Annotated in this window: 13 protein-coding genes; 7 read left to right on the top strand and 6 right to left on the bottom strand. The window is 35.8% G+C overall.

Translation table 11 applies throughout. From position 1 onward, the window contains the following. The first annotated feature begins 102 nt into the window (after positions 1-102). The 5 genes from OD90_RS00925 (at position 103) to OD90_RS00905 (ending at position 4,455) form a co-directional block, all read left to right on the top strand. Complete coding sequence (locus OD90_RS00925; RefSeq protein WP_144665389.1) at positions 103-510, top strand: DUF6146 family protein; 408 nt, start codon at positions 103-105, stop codon at positions 508-510. Between the two features lie 18 nt (positions 511-528). Beyond that, positions 529-1,047: a DUF6787 family protein gene (locus OD90_RS00920; protein WP_144665387.1), complete on the top strand. Its 519-nt coding sequence runs from the start codon at positions 529-531 to the stop codon at positions 1,045-1,047. A 47-nt stretch (positions 1,048-1,094) separates the two neighbouring features. Continuing rightward, complete coding sequence (locus OD90_RS00915; RefSeq protein WP_144665385.1) at positions 1,095-1,376, top strand: hypothetical protein; 282 nt, start codon at positions 1,095-1,097, stop codon at positions 1,374-1,376. Between the two features lie 39 nt (positions 1,377-1,415). Beyond that, positions 1,416-3,815: a TonB-dependent receptor gene (locus OD90_RS00910; RefSeq protein ID WP_144665383.1), complete on the top strand. Its 2,400-nt coding sequence runs from the start codon at positions 1,416-1,418 to the stop codon at positions 3,813-3,815. Between the two features lie 73 nt (positions 3,816-3,888). Next, positions 3,889-4,455, top strand: a complete 567-nt coding sequence (locus tag OD90_RS00905; RefSeq protein ID WP_144665381.1) for a type 1 periplasmic binding fold superfamily protein — start codon at positions 3,889-3,891, stop codon at positions 4,453-4,455. Positions 4,456-4,545: 90 nt separating this feature from the next. Here the strand turns inward: OD90_RS00905 and OD90_RS00900 are convergent, their stop codons facing one another. From OD90_RS00900 to OD90_RS00885, 4 genes are all read right to left on the bottom strand, one after another. Beyond that, the gene (locus OD90_RS00900; RefSeq protein WP_144665379.1) at positions 4,546-6,072 is read right to left on the bottom strand and encodes an NAD(P)H-hydrate dehydratase; all 1,527 of its coding nucleotides are present in this window, start codon (positions 6,070-6,072) and stop codon (positions 4,546-4,548) included. Between the two features lie 296 nt (positions 6,073-6,368). Next, complete coding sequence (locus OD90_RS00895; RefSeq protein WP_186434684.1) at positions 6,369-7,655, bottom strand: amidohydrolase family protein; 1,287 nt, start codon at positions 7,653-7,655, stop codon at positions 6,369-6,371. Between the two features lies 1 nt (position 7,656). Beyond that, the gene (locus OD90_RS00890) at positions 7,657-10,614 is read right to left on the bottom strand and encodes an amidohydrolase family protein (RefSeq protein WP_144665375.1); all 2,958 of its coding nucleotides are present in this window, start codon (positions 10,612-10,614) and stop codon (positions 7,657-7,659) included. A gap of 84 nt (positions 10,615-10,698) precedes the next feature. Continuing rightward, complete coding sequence (locus tag OD90_RS00885; protein WP_144665373.1) at positions 10,699-11,790, bottom strand: DUF3810 domain-containing protein; 1,092 nt, start codon at positions 11,788-11,790, stop codon at positions 10,699-10,701. 80 nt (positions 11,791-11,870) lie between these two features. Here OD90_RS00885 and OD90_RS00880 point away from each other — a divergent pair, with 80 nt between their 5' ends. Beyond that, complete coding sequence (locus tag OD90_RS00880; RefSeq protein WP_144665371.1) at positions 11,871-13,472, top strand: FMN-binding glutamate synthase family protein; 1,602 nt, start codon at positions 11,871-11,873, stop codon at positions 13,470-13,472. A 13-nt stretch (positions 13,473-13,485) separates the two neighbouring features. Here OD90_RS00880 and OD90_RS00875 read toward each other — a convergent pair whose 3' ends face one another. Then, positions 13,486-14,526, bottom strand: a complete 1,041-nt coding sequence (locus OD90_RS00875; protein ID WP_144669604.1) for a flavin-containing monooxygenase — start codon at positions 14,524-14,526, stop codon at positions 13,486-13,488. A 156-nt stretch (positions 14,527-14,682) separates the two neighbouring features. Here OD90_RS00875 and OD90_RS00870 point away from each other — a divergent pair, with 156 nt between their 5' ends. Further along, complete coding sequence (locus OD90_RS00870; RefSeq protein WP_144665369.1) at positions 14,683-15,201, top strand: hypothetical protein; 519 nt, start codon at positions 14,683-14,685, stop codon at positions 15,199-15,201. A gap of 21 nt (positions 15,202-15,222) precedes the next feature. Here the strand turns inward: OD90_RS00870 and OD90_RS00865 are convergent, their stop codons facing one another. Then, positions 15,223-17,325 (bottom strand): M1 family metallopeptidase, encoded by a 2,103-nt coding sequence (locus tag OD90_RS00865; RefSeq protein ID WP_144665367.1) that lies wholly within the window; start codon positions 17,323-17,325, stop codon positions 15,223-15,225. Positions 17,326-17,339 lie beyond the last annotated feature (14 nt).

Raw genomic sequence — 17,339 nt, 5'->3', positions numbered from 1 at the left:
TCTAGATTTTACTCATATCAAATTGACACAAAGCCTCTTGTATTCGTTAATATGAAGACAAAGTATCTATTATCTCTATTTTTTATTCCTATTTTTAAAATTATGAGAAAGATACTCTTCATACTACTTCTTACAGTAATGGTCATAGGTTGTGCAACTACAAATACTAAGATAGATAGTGCTAGCAATTCTAAAAACGTGAATGACACCATCCGTATTGTAAACGATAGCTTAGAATACGAAATATTGATTATAGAACCTGGTTTTAACAACTGGCTTGTTACTCAACCGCCCAGAGGGTTTTACGGGCAACAATATCTAGAAACACGTAATAAAATTACGGTTACTAACTTCAATAATCGTGTTTTACAACCTTCTATTTATGATCCTAACTTATATATCCAACAGATCAACTATGATAATTTTACAGATTATGGATACGAAGTAAATTATCTATTATTTAATTGGTTTGAATTTTTTCAAGAACGATATAATCAGAAACTCCGATAATTGTATTTTTGCAGCGCTATGAAAAACTTTAAAAAGCGCTGGGAGATAACTCAAAACTGGCAATTCATCCACATTATCCTCGGTCTAATCGCTACTCTTTTTTCGGCTTATCTTATAAGTCGAGTCATCATCAATAATTTTTTTGAACAAAATTCAATTCCCTATTTTTTTGTTTTAATCTTGGGCATTTTAATTATTTCATTTTTAATAATAAAGCTCACACTTTGGCTATTTTCTAAACTTTATAAGAGGTGGGGCGTTACGTACCGTTGGGAACTCATTGCGATGTTTCTAGTATTTGCAATTACTGGCTCTACAGCTGGTAAACTATCTGACCCACTCATGGAGCTTGTAGGCTTAGATAAAACAGTTGTGAGTGGATGGATATACTGGCCTGTTAGAATTCTGTTAATCTTCCCCATTTATCAAGTGCTTTTGGTATTTTTCGGATGGATTTTTGGACAGTTTGCATTTTTTAAAGCATTTGCAATAAAAATGGTATCTAGAATAGGTTTAGGCTTTTTATTTTCAACATAATTTTGAATAACAGCAAGCATATAATTAATAGATGTATAGCACTTTTCGTGCTAATTGCCTTTTTGTTACCTGCTGTAGTAAATTTTGCACATGCAGTTAGTGACCATCAACACTATGAAACATGTGCTACCTCAGATACACATGTACATGCCTCTTCATTAGATTGTGACCTTGGTGACATGCAGATGGTAAAAGTAGGGGTATACGCTTTCGCGAAAACGGAATCACTTTTACCGCAACAGTTCTTCAGAGCAACTCTTTACCTTCCAACAAAAGGTTACATAGAAATACCTACATCTACAACTAACCGAGGCCCTCCATTTTGTTAATTATTGAAGAAAACTCAATCATTAACAAAATAATTTATTATGAAATTTAAAATATGCCTATGCCTCTTTGTGCTAGGTACTACAACTGTATTTGCACAAAACTGCACTTACACATTATCTGGATATATCATAGACTTACATGATAATACGGTTTTAGAAAACGCAACTGTAATTGTTGCGGGATCTGAAGAATCTGCAACCACAAATGCAGAAGGTAAATATATGATTTCTGGCTTGTGCAAAGCAACCTATAATCTACAGGTGTCACATCCAGAATGTGAAACTCAAGCTGTTAAGGTTGCGGTAAACGGTAACACCACACGTAATATAAATATGGAACACCATCTAGAAACTTTAGGTGGTGTAGAACTTATAGCGCACGCGCACAAATCAAAAAGTAAGACTGCAACAGAACAAGTAATTTCTCATGATGTGTTACAAGCTAATAGTGCAGCTTCGCTGGGGGATGCGTTAAGTCAATTGAGTGGCATATCATCTCTAAATACGGGTAACACTGTTGTAAAGCCAGTGATACAAGGTTTACACAGTAGCCGCGTAGTTATGATTACTAGCGGTACCAGATTGGAGGATCAAGAATGGGGTGTAGAACATGCACCAAATATTGATGTGAATGCTGCTGGAGAGGTTACTGTTATTAAGGGCGCAGCTGGATTACAGTACGGTGGTGATGCTGTAGGAGGCACCATAATTATAGAACCTGAAACTATTCCAGTTAAAGATACATTGTACGGTCGCATACTTCTTACTGGCGCTTCTAATGGTCGTGGTGGCTCATTAGCAACTGCCCTCACAAAATCTTTTAACAATGGTTGGTACGCTAGCGTAAATAGCAGCGTCAAACGTTTTGGTGATTTTGAAGCTCCGGATTATGTTTTGAGTAACACAGCAGCCTCCGAAGAAAATTTTGCAGCACGAATAGGATTTAATAAATATAGATTTGGTCTTGAAGGAAGCTACTCTATTTTTGATAAAACCTCTGGGATTTTACGCTCCTCACACCTAGGCGGCGCAGAAGATCTTGTAATTGCAATTAACAGAGAAGAACCATTTGTTGTAAGAGATTTTACCTATAATATAAATTCTCCTTATCAAGATGTAAAACATCAAATCGCAAAAGTAAATGGATTTTACCGCTTTGAGAGTTTTGGAAAGCTAAAAGCGCAATACGATTATCAACGTAATGATAGATTAGAATTTGATGTGAGGCGTGATAGTGATGACACTAGACCATCTATTGATTTACAATTAGAAACAGTAAGCGCTCAAGTAGATTTTGAGTATACGGCAGACAATACAGTTACTGCAAAAGTTGGAATATCTGGTAGCTATGCAAAGCATTTCCCTAATCCTAATACGGGTGTGAGACGATTAATTCCTGACTATCAAGCTCAGGATTTTGGGATGTATCTTTTGGGCTCAAAGCAGTTTGATAATCTTACAATAGAAGGAGGGGTACGATTGGACTATAATCGAATCCTTGCTGAAAAATTTTATACAAAATCTCTTTGGGAAGAGAGGGGATACGATATAGATTTTACAGAATTTGAACGCCAAGAAATAGGAGAACAAATTTTTACAAAACCAGATTTTACCTACCTTAATTTTTCAGGAACTCTAGGAGGTGCTTATGAACTGAATGATAAAGATAATATTGCAATTAACTATGCAATCGCTTCAAGATCACCTAATATTTCAGAGCTTTTTAGCGACGGTTTACATCAAAGTGCAGCAAGAATAGAAATTGGAGATTTAAGATTTGATAAAGAAGTTGCTCATAAATTTTCTATAAACTTTACCCATGACACAGATAATTGGACTTTTACTGTAGCTCCCTTTGCTAATTTTATTGAAGATTTTATACTAATTGAACCTACCGCTGTTCAAAGAACCATACGAGGTAGCTTTCAAGTTGGGACCTATAGACAAACACAAGCAAGGCTACTAGGTTTTGACATAGATAATCGCATACAATTGCGTGACAATCTTATGATAACTAATCAATTTTCGCTAGTTAAAGGTAAAGATATATCACTAGATAGGCCTCTTATTGATATCCCAGCTGCAAGTACTCGTAACGCTATAAGTTATGAAATTCCTAAAGCTAATAATTTAAAAATTAAACTAGAAAGCAATTATGTTTTTAGGCAAAATGAATTCCCTAACAATAATTTTCAGGTCTTTTTACCTCAAACAGAAACTTTTGAAATTGTAGATGTTAGTACTCCACCAGATGGCTATCACCTCCTAAATTTTAGAGGTGATATAGACTTAAAATTAACTGAAAAATCTACACTAAACTTAGGCCTGATGGTTAATAATATTTTTAACACTTCTTACAGAGAGTATCTGAATAGACAACGTTACTATGCAGATGATATAGGAAGAAATATTTTACTACAAATACGTTTTGATTTTTAAAATTTCGCTTTCGCGAAAGCGGAAGCACCAACAACAATTAATCCTAATATTATAAAACAAAAAATAACATATCATGAAAAAAATAATTTATTTTACTACAGTTCTTTTTATATCACTTACAATATTTTCTTGTATAGATAATGATGATGATGGTTTAATACCTCAAGTTATTAATGAAGAAGAGGTTATATCAACAGTACAAATTACTCTCACAAATACTGTAGATGGAGAGGTTATTGTCTTGAGATCTGTAGATACTGATGGTGAAGGTGGAGATGAACCTGTAATTACCGTTTCTGATAATCTTGATGCAAATACAAATTATACATCTAGAATTCAATTTTTAAACGAAACCGTATCTCCAGCAGAGAATATAACTGAAGAGGTTGAAGAAGAAGCTCTCGAGCATCAAATTATTTTTACAGTTCAAACCTCTTTAGATACGAATATTACTTATAGTAATTTTGATTCAAATGGAAATCCGTTAGGAACTGAAATAGCTCTAGTTACAGGTAACCCTAGTGCAGGAAATATAACAGTAACCTTGCGCCATGAACCTTCAAAACCAAATGATGGTACCTTAAACGGTGCTGGAGGAGAAACAGATGCGCAAGTTGTGTTCCCAGTAATTATAGAATAAGAAATTTCTATAAATCAATAAAAAGTCCTATTAGCTCCAATGAAGCTAATAGGACTTTTTCTTTAAGTTAGAATTCACAAAAGTGTTGTGTTATTCTTTTTCTGGCTTTGCAAAAAGATCCATCACTGCTCTACCTAAAAACTCCACTACATCGCCAGCTATGAGACCCTCAACACCGTATTGATTTACGGCAATATCTGCAGCTAGTCCATGCAAATAAACTCCCATTATAGTCGCTTCCAATGGTTTGTAATTTTGAGCAAGTAACCCTGTAATTGCTCCAGTGAGCACATCACCTGTACCGGCTGTAGACAGGCCTGGGTTACCCGTTGTGTTTATATGGTAGTTTCCTTCATAAATAGTTATTGTATGTGCTCCTTTTATTGCTAAAATCACATTGTATTTCTTAGCAAATTTTGCAGTTTTTTCAAGTTTATCAAAATCATCTTTCCACTTCCCTACTAGTCGCTCTAACTCTCCTGGATGCGGTGTAAATATCGAAAGTTCTGGAACTTCATCCATCAAGTCTGGTCTTCTTGAAATACAATTAATCGCATCTGCATCAATTATAATAGGGGATTTTTGAGTTTTAAGGAATGCTTGCATTGCACTTATAGTTTTCTCGTCAGTTCCCATTCCAGGACCAATACCTATTGCGGTTGCTTCCGTTTGAAAATCAATTTCTTCAAACACTTTACCATTAAAATTATCTGTCTCAACCATAATTTCTGGAAGTGCTGTTTGCAATATAGACACCCCTATTTGAGGAACATAAGCGGTGACTAAACCACTTCCTGCTCTGGATGCAGCTTTACAAGCAAGCGTTACTGCTCCCATTTTACCAAAACTTCCACCTATAATCATACTATGACCAAACATTCCCTTGTGTGAGAATTGAGATCTGCCACGATAGAGTTTCTGTATATCTTGTTTACCTACGAGTACGGCATCTGTATTCAAATTTGATAAAAACTCAGGATCCAACCCAATATCTATAGTATCCCACATCTGCACATATTTACCAGTATCTGGTAAAAAGAAAGCAAGTTTTGGTGACATGAAACTTAACACAAATGTTGCATTAATAACTACATCATCTTGATCAAGCCCCTTATGTGCGTACATTCCTGATGGCATATCTATAGAGAGGGTGTATGCTTTAGATTGATTAATCTTTACAAACAACTCTTTGACCCAATCATCAGGACATCGATTTAATCCTATCCCAAAAATGGCATCTACCACGATATCTTGCGGGCTTATCTCAGGAAAATCATTTTTATCTTTGATGAGTTCTGGCCATTTTTTTACTTCGCTTTTAAGTTCATCGTAAGCAAGCAAGAAATCTGGTGAACGCTTTTCACTGCAGTTTACAATATAAGTATCTACGTTATAACCATTCTTAAGTAGTAATCTCGCTATAACAAGACCATCTCCGCCATTATTTCCTATACCGCAAAAAACTTTAATAGGTACTGGTTGCCCTTGTAATCTCTGATGTATCCACTCATACACATATCCACCAGCGCGTTCCATTAAATTATAGGATGGAATTCCTTCCTTTGCTATAGTTGCTTTATCTGCAGCGTAAATTTGTTCTGGAGTATAAATTTTCATAAATAAATTTTGAATGAATCCATTTTGATATCAAAATGAAAAAAAGTTAGGCGTTTTTAAAGAAAACCTTTAGTTAACCACATATGCAAAATTATAGTACTTAAGGCTGTTAGGAGAATACTTTAGACGAAAATTAGCGAATCAATAAATATCTGCCCTATTATGTCTCATCTAATTAATTTATCAGTTTGTGATTTTTTAATTAAAATTTATAGTTACTAAAAGATATTTACTTCTATAAAAAAACCCGAATGTTTAGATTCGGGTTTTTCAAAATTTATTAATAAATAAAGAAGTTAATCATTATTGTATTTCTCTGCATATCGTTTCCAAAGTCTTGTCTGATGAGACTCTAGGCTAATATCGCGTCCTTGTATAAAAGCTCTGGAAAGTTGGTTTGTACGCATGTCTAATGCATTCCCATCACTTATAAAAAGTGTTGCATCTTTGCCTACTTCTAAAGTTCCTGTTGTATTAGAAATTCCCATAATTTTTGCTGGATTCTCTGTAATCATTTTAAGGGCATCTTCATCACTCATTCCAAATTGCGTTACTTGTCCCGCATAAAAAGGAAGGTTACGTACCTGCCAGTATTCGGCATCATAACCTAAAGCTACAGTGACACCTGCGTCCATAAGTAACTTTGGCATTCTATAAGGTAAATCATAGTCATGATCTTCCATGGATGGTAGTCCCTGAACTCTTTGTAAAATCACTGGAATATTTGCAGCTACGAGTTCGCTGGCTACTTTATAAGCTTGATACCCACCAACTAATACAATGTTTTTAAGATCATACGCTTTCGCGAAAGCGATAACATCTAAAATCTGTCGTTGATCATTTGCAGAAATATATACCTTTTGAGTACCATCAAAAACGCCTTTCATAGCCTGATAAGGTAAGTTTGTAATCCTACTGCCTCCTTGGTATGCCTTAGCATTTGAAAAGAAATTTTTTACAGTTTGTACCTCTTCTGCATATTTCTTGCTAGGCTTAAAACCGGGCTCCTCGCCTAGCCACCAGCGCCCTCTTGTCATTGTATTAGGCCAGTCAAGAAATATACCTTCGTCTGTTTTATAAGCAGCGTCTTCCCAATTCCAAGCATCAAGTTGCACGACAGATGAAGATCCTGAAATCATACCTCCAACTGGACGTATTTGCGCTAATAGAACTCCGTTAGGGCGCATACTTTCTACAACTTTTGACTCTGCGTTATACGCAATGATACCTCTTACGTGAGGTATAAAATCTCCTATCTCATCATCATCATTAGATTGCCTTACAGCACCTACCTCTACGAGGCCTAATGTAGTGTTTGTCGCGATAAATCCAGGGTAAACATGCTTTCCTTGCGCGTTGATCACCTCTCCTTTTGTAGCAGTACTATTACTTTCTACAGAAGTGATTTTTCCATTTTCAAAAATAATTGTTGCATTTTTGATAACATCACCGTTACCTAAGTGTGCTGTGGCCCCTGTTATAGTGTAAGCAGTAGCTTGGGTATCTGCAGGGGTTTGTTGTCCATAAGCTGTTGTTCCAAAAATGAAAACTACAGCTACGAGTATTCTATATAATGCTTTCATATTAGTATAGTGTTTTTTCTGTATCACAATGCATACGTTGCTTTTCTTTCTTTTTTGCTGGAGTTGTTTTCAAGCCTTTATTCTTTGCTGCAATCATCATTGCAGTAAGTTGAGCTTTCTCTTGTGCAACTGTTTTGCGTAGTGATTTATCCTTTTCTATATCAAAGTATACTGCTCCTTCTATGATTGTTTTTTCTGCCCTTGCTTTAATACTTAAAGGATGGTCTGACCAAACAACTACATCACCATCTTTCCCAACTTTAATACTTCCTACTTTATCATCCATTTTTAAAAGTTTTGCAGGATTTAAAGTGACCATTTTCCAAACATCTTCTTCTGATACTCCTCCATATTTATGGATTTTAGCGGCTTCTTGATTCAAACGTCTTGACATTTCCCCATCATCAGAATTTATAGCTACCGTAACTCCAGCATTATGCATTATTGCAGCATTGTAAGGTATTGCATCATTTACCTCATACTTATAAGCCCACCAATCTGAGAAGGTAGAACCACCGGCTCCATGAGCTGCCATTTTATCGGCTACTTTATATCCTTCAAGAATATGTGTAAACGTATCAACGTTGAAGCCAAATTGCTCTGCAACTTTCATCGTCATATTTATCTCACTCTGAACATAAGAGTGGCATGAAATTAAGCGATCCATATTCAAAATTTCTACTATAGTTTCCATTTCCTCATCAATACGATAAGGCTGTCCACTATTTTTCTTCTTCTCATATTCACGAGCTCTCGTAAAATAATCTACAAATACCTGCTCCACTCCCATTCTTGTTTGTGGGAATCGAGAATAACTATTCCAGTTAGCTTGTTTAACGTTCTCACCTAGTGCAAATTTGATACGTTTTTTATCTTTAAGAACCATTTCGTCTATAGCTGCTCCCCATTTAAGTTTCATCACAGCAGATTGCCCTCCAATAGGATTTGCAGATCCATGCAACAATTGTATTGAAGTTACACCTCCCGCAAGATTTCTATAAATATCAGAATCATCTGGATTTACAACATCATACATGCGTACCTCTGCCGTAGAATTATGTCCCGCTTCATTTATGGCAAAAGCTGCAATATGTGAATGCTCATCTACAATTCCAGAAGTGAGGTGCTTTCCAGTACCATCTACTTGCATCGCACCATTTGCTTTTAGGCCTTTACCTATCGCGCTTATTTTTCCGTTTTTAATAAGTACATCTGTATTTTTTAAAATGCCTTCTGCTTCATTAGTCCAAACGGTCGCGTTTGTAATTAAAATAGTTTGAGAAGTAGGTTGTGACTGGTACCCAAATGCCATGTTAGGGAAAGTTAATGGCATAATGTCTACTGTTTCTTTATCCTCTTTGCCTTTCTTATCTTCTTTACTTTTTAGTGCTGTTTTTGTTGAAGAAAATGATTTTTCACTTCCATCTGCTAGTACAGCTTTCCCATTAAGTCCCTCTGCAGCGGCACGAGCAATAAGCCTTACAAATTTTCCTTCTGCTTTCGCAAAAACAAGCGTCATCCAATCATCTTTATAAGAAAACTCACTAGCAATTTTTTCTGATCCTTTTTTGAGAGTTGCCTTAGGTTTTTCTGTAGAATTTTCAATTTCTAAGGTATAGGACATGCCATCTATTTCAATAGCATAAGAGCCATCAATATCAACTGTGGTCATATCTTTAAAAACCTTCTTTTTCCCTTGAATCCAATGCTCGTAAAGTTTTGTATCCTCTTCGAAAATTTCATCTGAAGTTATCATAAAATTAGCCCAAGCACCTTTCGTCAACGTTCCTACTTTTCCGGATTGTCCAATTAGTCTGGCAGGAATTGTAGTAAGCGCTTCGAGAGCTTTTTCTTTTGATAGACCATATTTTATGGCTTTCATTAAATGCTTTTTAAAATCTTTTGGAGATTTGTGTGAAAAGGTAGTAAGCGCAAAAGTTACTCCAGCGTCCTGCAACGCTTTTGGGTTTGTAGGTGCTTGATTCCAATGCTTCATGTCTGAGAGTGCTACATACTCTGCTGCATATGGATTTTCCATATCGAAGGCATCAGGAAATTTGAGTGGTAAAATCAAAGTTCTATTCATTTCTTTAACTTCACCTATTCTTTTATATTCATCTCCTCCAGCCACGATTACGTAATTGATATCAAATTCATCTCCAATGCGATCAATTCGTAAGTCATCATAAAGCCCTTCGCCTTCAAAGAATTGAGGGAGTGCTTTATTTCGCGAAAGCGCTTCTAAAGAAAGATCTTTCGTCTCTATATTTCCTTTCTCATACCAGTCTAAATCATGCTGTACCTGACGTAATAAAGCCGTTGCTCCCATTTTTGAAGTAGGGTATGACTGGTTAGAGGTATTACTTTTATCAAACGAAAAATATTGACCAAATTGATCTTCTAAAATGCGTTGCGCTTTTGTACCATCGTTATTAAGTGCTATTAAAGCACCTGTACCACGTGCAATACCATCGTGTTGATGCGTTGCTACCACTCCAAATCCAGCCTCGAGAAACTCACTTGCTTTTTTTGTATCATACTTAAAATCATCGTACCCATTCTGCTCTGCACGTATATGGTCATTCCAATAATGGCCTTCGCGGGTATTATCGTATTGAGATCCACGGCCACCTCCAGATTCTCTTTTTGGTGCTTTAATACCGAAGTCTGTATAGATGTCTATAAATGAAGAGTATATGTGTTTACCATTAAGATCTATACGTAACGCATTGTCCGGAATCTCAACTGATCTCCCAACAGCGGTTACCTTTCCGTCTTGAACCACAAGGGTGCCTTTTTTAATAATTTCTGATGGTGATGTGTGAATGGTGGCGTTTGTAAAAACCGTGAAATTTTCATTTGTAGATTTTACACCACCGTTAGCAGGAAAGTACTCTTGACCAAAGACTGATAACGAACAAGAGACTAATCCAAAAAAGAGTAGTTTTTTAAAGAACATGTTTATTAAATTGATTAGCTACTAAAGATAAAGAGCGTTGCTAGCAAGCGAGAGGCTTTAGGAAAATTTTAAGAGACTTTAACATCAAAACGTATTTGGAAATTGCTTGTCATAATTTACAAGCAACGCTACCATATAGCTGTAACTTAAAAGTCCTGCAGGTTGATTGTTTGCTTTTAAATAATTACCATATAATAAGTCAAAAATAGGTTCTAATGGGTTATCCATCTCATCCCAAAAAGCACGCGAGTCTTGATAATTTGCGAGAATACCTAAATTCATACAACTCTTAAGTTCTTCTCCTAGCTCTGCATCTCTACTATATACATCATTTATACAATAGCGTAATGCAAATATGCTACCCGAATACTGGAAATAAAGATCTTCATTATGTAGTGTAGCCATTACTGCAATAAAGTTTGCTTCATTTTCTTTTGCAAAACCTAGTTGATGCGCTTGCTCGTGGCAAGAAACTACAGGCCAACGGTGAGGAGGAATCATTCCGTTAATTTGAGCTTCGTTTGTAATAGGATTCAAGTAACCGCTATATCCCATAATAGAAAGTGGATATCTCCATAAAGAATTTTTAATACTCGGTGGAGGATAATTTAGTTTTGGGAATTTTTCTTGTAGTGACTTATATCCGTATAAGGTTTGTTTAAAAACTTCCCTACGGTAAGCTTCTAAATCACCCTTCCCAAAACTAACTTTAAGACTATCACTTACAGAAAGTTTTCTATGAAGTATATTACTTCGTTCAATCAGTTTTACTGTAACTGCTACTAACTCCTCTGTAGTATATTCATTCTCAACACCAATAGCTTTGTGTAAAGGCTGCCTATAATAATTCATCCCCCATAACAAGTGAAATGCAAAATAGATCACAGAGAGCACGGCACATCCTTTAATTAAAAATGACTTATAGGTTTTGAACCTGTGCGTTACAAGTTTTATTATTTCGCTTAAAGCGAAAAGAATAACTGCAAAGTATAACAGATCTCCAAAAGAAAATGGAAGCCAGCCAAGGGCATACCTAAACCCTTTTGAAAGTATCGGGTATAATCCATTACTATACCATTCTTCTATTAATGTAGGATATTTTGCTAGTAAGCGAACGAGAAGCATCTGTAATGGCAGTGCTAAAGCAATAATAATATAGGTGCGGTTCTTTTTCAAAAGTAGATTTATGTCACAATGTTACTTTAAATTTTATTAAACAGTTATTTTCGAATTGTATTTTAGTAAAAAATTAAAGAATGGAAGTGTTTTTAGAGTTTATTGGAAATATAAAATGGTGGGTTTGGGTGATATTATTTCTAATTATACTGGGGATTTACGATGCTTTTGTTCAAAAAAGACACATTATATTACGCAATTTTCCAATTGTGGGCCACTTCCGATATCTGCTAGAAAGTATTGGTCCAGAACTGCGTCAATATATCGTGGCAAATAACCGTGAAGAACTACCTTTTAATCGTATAGAGCGCGGTTGGATCTACGCAAGTGCAAAAAATGAAAATAATTATGAAGGTTTTGGGACAGATCGTGACATCACTCAATCGCAATATATTTTTATAAATAATGCCATGATGCCCTTTAAAGTGGAAGACAATCACCCTAATGCTAAGGATCCCTATTTTTTAGCTTGCGCAAAGGTTATGGGTGCAGGTAGACGTGACCGCCCTTACAGACCGAGCTCTGTCATAAATGTAAGTGCGATGAGTTATGGAAGCCTATCTGCAAAGGCAGTAGAATCTCTTAATCGTGGCTGTTCAAAGGCTTATGCTTATCACAATACAGGAGAAGGAGGTCTCTCATCTTATCACAAAACAGGCAGTGATGTTGTTTTTCATTTTGGAACAGGATATTTTGGAGTACGTGCTGAAGATGGCAATTTCTCCATGGAAAAAATGAAAAATTTGGTTGCAAAAAACCCACAAATCAGAGCCATAGAGGTTAAACTCTCGCAAGGAGCCAAGCCTGGAAAAGGAGGAGTACTACCTGGGTCAAAAATCACAGAAGAAATTGCAGAAATACGGGGTGTAAAAGTAGGAGAAGATGTTCTTTCTCCACCTAACCACAAGGCGTTTAATAATGTTCCAGAACTCATACAGTTTGTTGAGGAAATTGCTTCAGAAACTGGATTGCCTGTGGGTATAAAGGCTGCTATAGGAAAGCTAGAATCTTGGAAAGAGCTCGCAGATATCATGAAAACGACAGGTAAGGGACCAGATTTTATCACTATAGATGGCGGCGAAGGAGGAACGGGTGCAGCTCCGCCAAGCTTTGCAGATCATGTTGCTTTACCTTGGGTATATGGATTTTCAGACATCTATAAAATATTTAAAGAACGTCAACTTACAGAACGGATTGTTTTTATAGGCTCTGGTAAACTTGGCTTTCCTGCAAAAGCTGCTATGGCATTTGCTATGGGAGTTGATTGTATTAATGTAGCTCGCGAGGCTATGCTTGCAGTAGGTTGTATACAAGCTAAAGTTTGCCATAATAATACGTGTCCTACAGGTATAGCTACACAAAGTAAATGGTTACAAAGAGGAATTAATATTCCAGATAAGGCAGAGCGCACACACTATTATTTCAAGAATTTTAAAAAGGAATTATTAGAGATTACACGCGCTTGTGGGTATGAGCATCCTTGCCAATTAACAATGGATGATGTGGATATCAATTTAGGAGATAAAAGTCTTACACAAACACTAGCTGATGTTTATTCATACCATAAAGTTCCAGTCCCATTTAAAAACACCAAAACGTTGATGAAATGTCCTGACCTAGGTGGTAATTATAATCGTAAAGAGGTCGCAAAGTCAATAGATCAAGATGATGTAAGATATTAAAATAAATAGAATCCTATTTTTTATCAAAAAAATCAGCGAGATATCTAGCGTCTTTTGAAACACCCCCCAAGGTTGCAGATCCTCTAGTATATAGCCAAGGAAGTCCTATAAAATATAGACCTTCAATAGAACTTACACCTCTATAGTTTTCTGGATATCCATGGTGGTCCAGTGCCAATCCATCAATCCAAGTAAAATTAGGGCGATACCCTGTTGCCCAAACTATATTTTGAATAGATGATACGGTAGTATTCGTAAAACGTATTTTTTTACCCTCTGCATCTTTTGTCCTTCCCACTGGTATCACATTGTTTCTAGATAAGATACCTTTGACATCTACTCCTATCACGGGTTGGGTAACTCCACTTAGAACTCTTCCTACCCAGCTGTATTTATTGTAGCGTAAAAACCCAATTCTAGTAAACCACCACCATAATGTTTTACCCAAAAATTGTTGCGGCAACGTTTTTACTTTAGTGTCACCAGAAAAGTATACAGTTCTAGATGAATCTCTAGAAATCTCATCCAGAATTTGATATCCAGAGTCACCTCCACCTACAACTAAAGCATCACCGTCTTTTAATTGGTGAACGCCTTTATAGTAATTACTGTGAAATTGAAGTACGTTTTTTGAAATTTTAGTATTGCATGGAGGTGTGTAGGGTATATGAAAAGGACCTGTTGCTACAACAACGTTCTTACTCTCATAAATACCGTCATTAAATTTAATGTAAAATTTATCTTTCTTTTTACTAACCGATGTGACGAGTGTATTCAATTTAATTGGAATTTCATACTCCTCAACATATTTTTTAAAATAGGCTGCTACTTCATATTTTGATGGATAATGTCCTTTTGGAGCATCAAAATTTAAACCGGGTAAATGGTTAAATTCAGTTGGTGTGAATAATTTTAGAGAATCCCATCTATTAATCCAAGATGCACCCACTTCCTTCTTACTATCAATAACTATAAATTTCCTCCCTAGTTTTTTAAGATGGTATGCTATTGATAAGCCAGCTTGCGCCCCCCCAATTACTACATAATCAAACATCATTTTTTTTAATTTTGCGCAAAAGTAACTACTTCAATTTCAACTGATGCCAAACAACTAAAATAAAATACCTCTTTCAAAAGTATTTGCCAGTAAAGGTAAAACCCGTTATGTTTGTTACATCCTAGTTTAGATAACCCAAAATCTACTTCTCCTATGACACAAGATATAGTGAACCTTGCATTTAATTTACTACCCGCTATCATTGTAGCTTTAGTATCGTACTACTTCTTTAATCAATACACAAAAGAGCAGGAGGGTCGCCGCAGGTTTTTATTACATCAAAACAATCAGAAAGCTGCGTTACCACAAAGGTTACAAGCATATGAGCGTCTCACATTATTTCTAGAACGCATCTCCCCAGGAAAGCTATTAACACGTGTAAAACCTTATAATGAAGATCCTAATGATTATGAATCATTACTGTTACGTACTATAGAGGAAGAGTTTGATCATAATCTCGCACAGCAAATTTATGTAACTCAAGAGTGTTGGAATGTTATTCGCACCTCCAAGAGCACTACAGCAGCTATCATTAGAAAAACAAATATGAGCTCAAAAATAACTACTAGTGACCAGTTAAGAGAAACGCTTTTACGTGACCTTATTGATAAAGCAGCTCCTAGCGAGTTAGGCCTAGAATTCATTAAGCAAGAGGTGAGTGAAATAATTTAATCTACTCTGAGTTAAGTCAAATCACAATGCTTTGATTTTCTGTAAATAATCGAGTTCTTTCCCTGTAAGATCCTTTTTTATACTTTCAAGCAAATGCTGATTTTCTGTATTGCTTAGAACACTACTCAATAGTTTTCTTGAATTTTCTCTAAACCGCCATACATGATGAACGCTTGCTTCTACAAGATTCTTGAGGCTCTGTTTTTCAAAAGACTGTAATTGATTTAAGTATCTAAATGCATTTTCTCTTAATTGATAAGGCTTTGCTGGGTCAGTGTAATCTATTAATTCTTGATAACGGGTAACAGATTCATGGGGTTTAAAGTTAGGCGTAGCTAGTGATAACGTAAGCCACAGAGTTCTAATATTTCCATCTGCAAAACCATAGGTTGCACCCATAAAATCAAGAAGTTTATGTTGCGCTTTGACATTGTTACGTTGCTTATAATAAACCCAAAGTTTAAAAAAGGCTTGTTCCTTTGTAACGTAACTAGAATCACTAAGTAATTTATGAAAATCCTTTTCTAATTGTTCAGGAACCTCATTCAAAGAGGTAGCGATTCCCTGACGTATATAAATGTTTGAGCTTTCTATTGCTTTTTTATAAATGGGCAATACGGACTGTGTGGACTCGTCTGAAATTTGATAAATAGCTTCTTGACCTAAATAATCATTACAACTTTCTATCGCATCCATAAGTTGAATATATTTTGAAGAAAGCGGTCTCATCCTAGCAGATTGTAATTCAAAATACTGCTGCATAAATTTGCTTTTTTTAAGGGCTTGCAAAGCGTCTTCTGATTGAAATGCAGATTGATTAAGCCAATTTTTTTTAAAATCTGAAAGGTCTATTTCTGTAAAGGAAGCTACCTCAGCCATAAACTCTGTAGTAGTAACGTTTTGATATGCATATTTTTTTAAATAAGACTGAACCGCTTTCGCGAAAGCGTCCTCCCCTACCTTTTCTTTTAAGATATGTAAGGCCCAAGCCCCTTTTTGATAATATGTCAAACTACTACCACCTGCAGACAATAACTTTTCACCTTTTCCTTGATCGCTTAATTCACGTAACTGTTCTGCAGTCTCAAAAAGCTTGAAATAAAAATAGTCATCCCCAAAAATTTCTCTTTCTGCCAGCAAGGCATAGTAAGTAGCAAACCCCTCTTGTAACCAATGATGCTCACTTTTTGTTTCTGTTACTAAATCTCCAAACCATTGATGGGCTAGCTCGTGAGCATTCACATTCACGTAGTTGCGATCTGTAAACCCAATAGAATCGACCATAAAATTATCTGAAAAGATGGTACAACTTGCGTTCTCCATTCCCGCATATAGGAAATCCTTGACCGGTACTTGTTTATAAGTAGCAAATGGAAATGGCACTCCTATTTCAGATTCTAAAAAATTGAAAATTTGTTTCGAATACTTGTAAGTAGAGGCGACTTTTAGAGAATCTTCTGGGTAATAATAATACTCTAAAGGAATTCCAGAACTACTTATTTCACTCTCGTGTAAGTACTCCCCTAGTACGAGTCCAACCAGATAACTAGAGATAGGTTTTTCCATATCAAAAGTAGAGAGTATACTTCCATTAGGCCCGCGCTCTTGACTAAATCTACCATTAGAAACTGCTACTTCTTCAGTGGAATGACGAAGCGAAATATCAAATTCTATTTTATCATTCATATCATCTATACTGGGCAACCAGTGAGAGGTGTACTTTCCTTGACCTTGTGTCCAAAATTGAGTTTTAGTTTCATTCTTTACAAAATAAGCCGCTTGCCTAGGAGTGGCTTCGTAAGAGAAGAACACTTCATATCTCTTTCCTTTTTTAAAATTATCAAAGAATGTAATATTGTCTTTAGTTGCTGTTACTCGTATTTGTGAAGGTGCTGTTTTCCCCTTCAATTGCATATTTTTAGCGTCTAGGGAAACCTCATTTGCGTTTTCTAGCATTTTAAAAACCATGTTTACTTTACCAGAAATAGTTTCATTTTCTACGTTTAGCTCCAAAGTTGCTGCGATCTTTTGCACATCCACAATACTTGTCTGTGGAGAGATTTCTTGAGAATACGCTTTCGCGAAAGCGAATACTAAAACAATAAATAACCAGCTGTGTTTCATATTTCAAAAATAAC

It is taken from the genome of Dokdonia sp. Hel_I_53 (assembly GCF_007827465.1).
Classification (GTDB): domain Bacteria; phylum Bacteroidota; class Bacteroidia; order Flavobacteriales; family Flavobacteriaceae; genus Dokdonia.
The sequence above is the reverse complement of the archived record's forward strand: the minus strand, read 5'-3'. Positions and strand labels throughout refer to the sequence as shown.

What these genes read in the sequence shown, in the direction of transcription:
- OD90_RS00925 (WP_144665389.1), top strand. Translation starts at nt 103, where the DNA reads ATGAGAAAGATACTCTTCATACTACTTCTTACAGTAATGGTCATAGGT.
- OD90_RS00920 (WP_144665387.1), top strand. Translation starts at nt 529, where the DNA reads ATGAAAAACTTTAAAAAGCGCTGGGAGATAACTCAAAACTGGCAATTC.
- OD90_RS00910 (WP_144665383.1), top strand. Translation starts at nt 1,416, where the DNA reads ATGAAATTTAAAATATGCCTATGCCTCTTTGTGCTAGGTACTACAACT.
- OD90_RS00905 (WP_144665381.1), top strand. Translation starts at nt 3,889, where the DNA reads ATGAAAAAAATAATTTATTTTACTACAGTTCTTTTTATATCACTTACA.
- OD90_RS00900 (WP_144665379.1), bottom strand. Translation starts at nt 6,072, where the DNA reads ATGAAAATTTATACTCCAGAACAAATTTACGCTGCAGATAAAGCAACT.
- OD90_RS00895 (WP_186434684.1), bottom strand. Translation starts at nt 7,655, where the DNA reads ATGAAAGCATTATATAGAATACTCGTAGCTGTAGTTTTCATTTTTGGA.
- OD90_RS00890 (WP_144665375.1), bottom strand. Translation starts at nt 10,614, where the DNA reads ATGTTCTTTAAAAAACTACTCTTTTTTGGATTAGTCTCTTGTTCGTTA.
- OD90_RS00880 (WP_144665371.1), top strand. Translation starts at nt 11,871, where the DNA reads ATGGAAGTGTTTTTAGAGTTTATTGGAAATATAAAATGGTGGGTTTGG.
- OD90_RS00875 (WP_144669604.1), bottom strand. Translation starts at nt 14,526, where the DNA reads ATGTTTGATTATGTAGTAATTGGGGGGGCGCAAGCTGGCTTATCAATA.
- OD90_RS00870 (WP_144665369.1), top strand. Translation starts at nt 14,683, where the DNA reads ATGACACAAGATATAGTGAACCTTGCATTTAATTTACTACCCGCTATC.
- OD90_RS00865 (WP_144665367.1), bottom strand. Translation starts at nt 17,325, where the DNA reads ATGAAACACAGCTGGTTATTTATTGTTTTAGTATTCGCTTTCGCGAAA.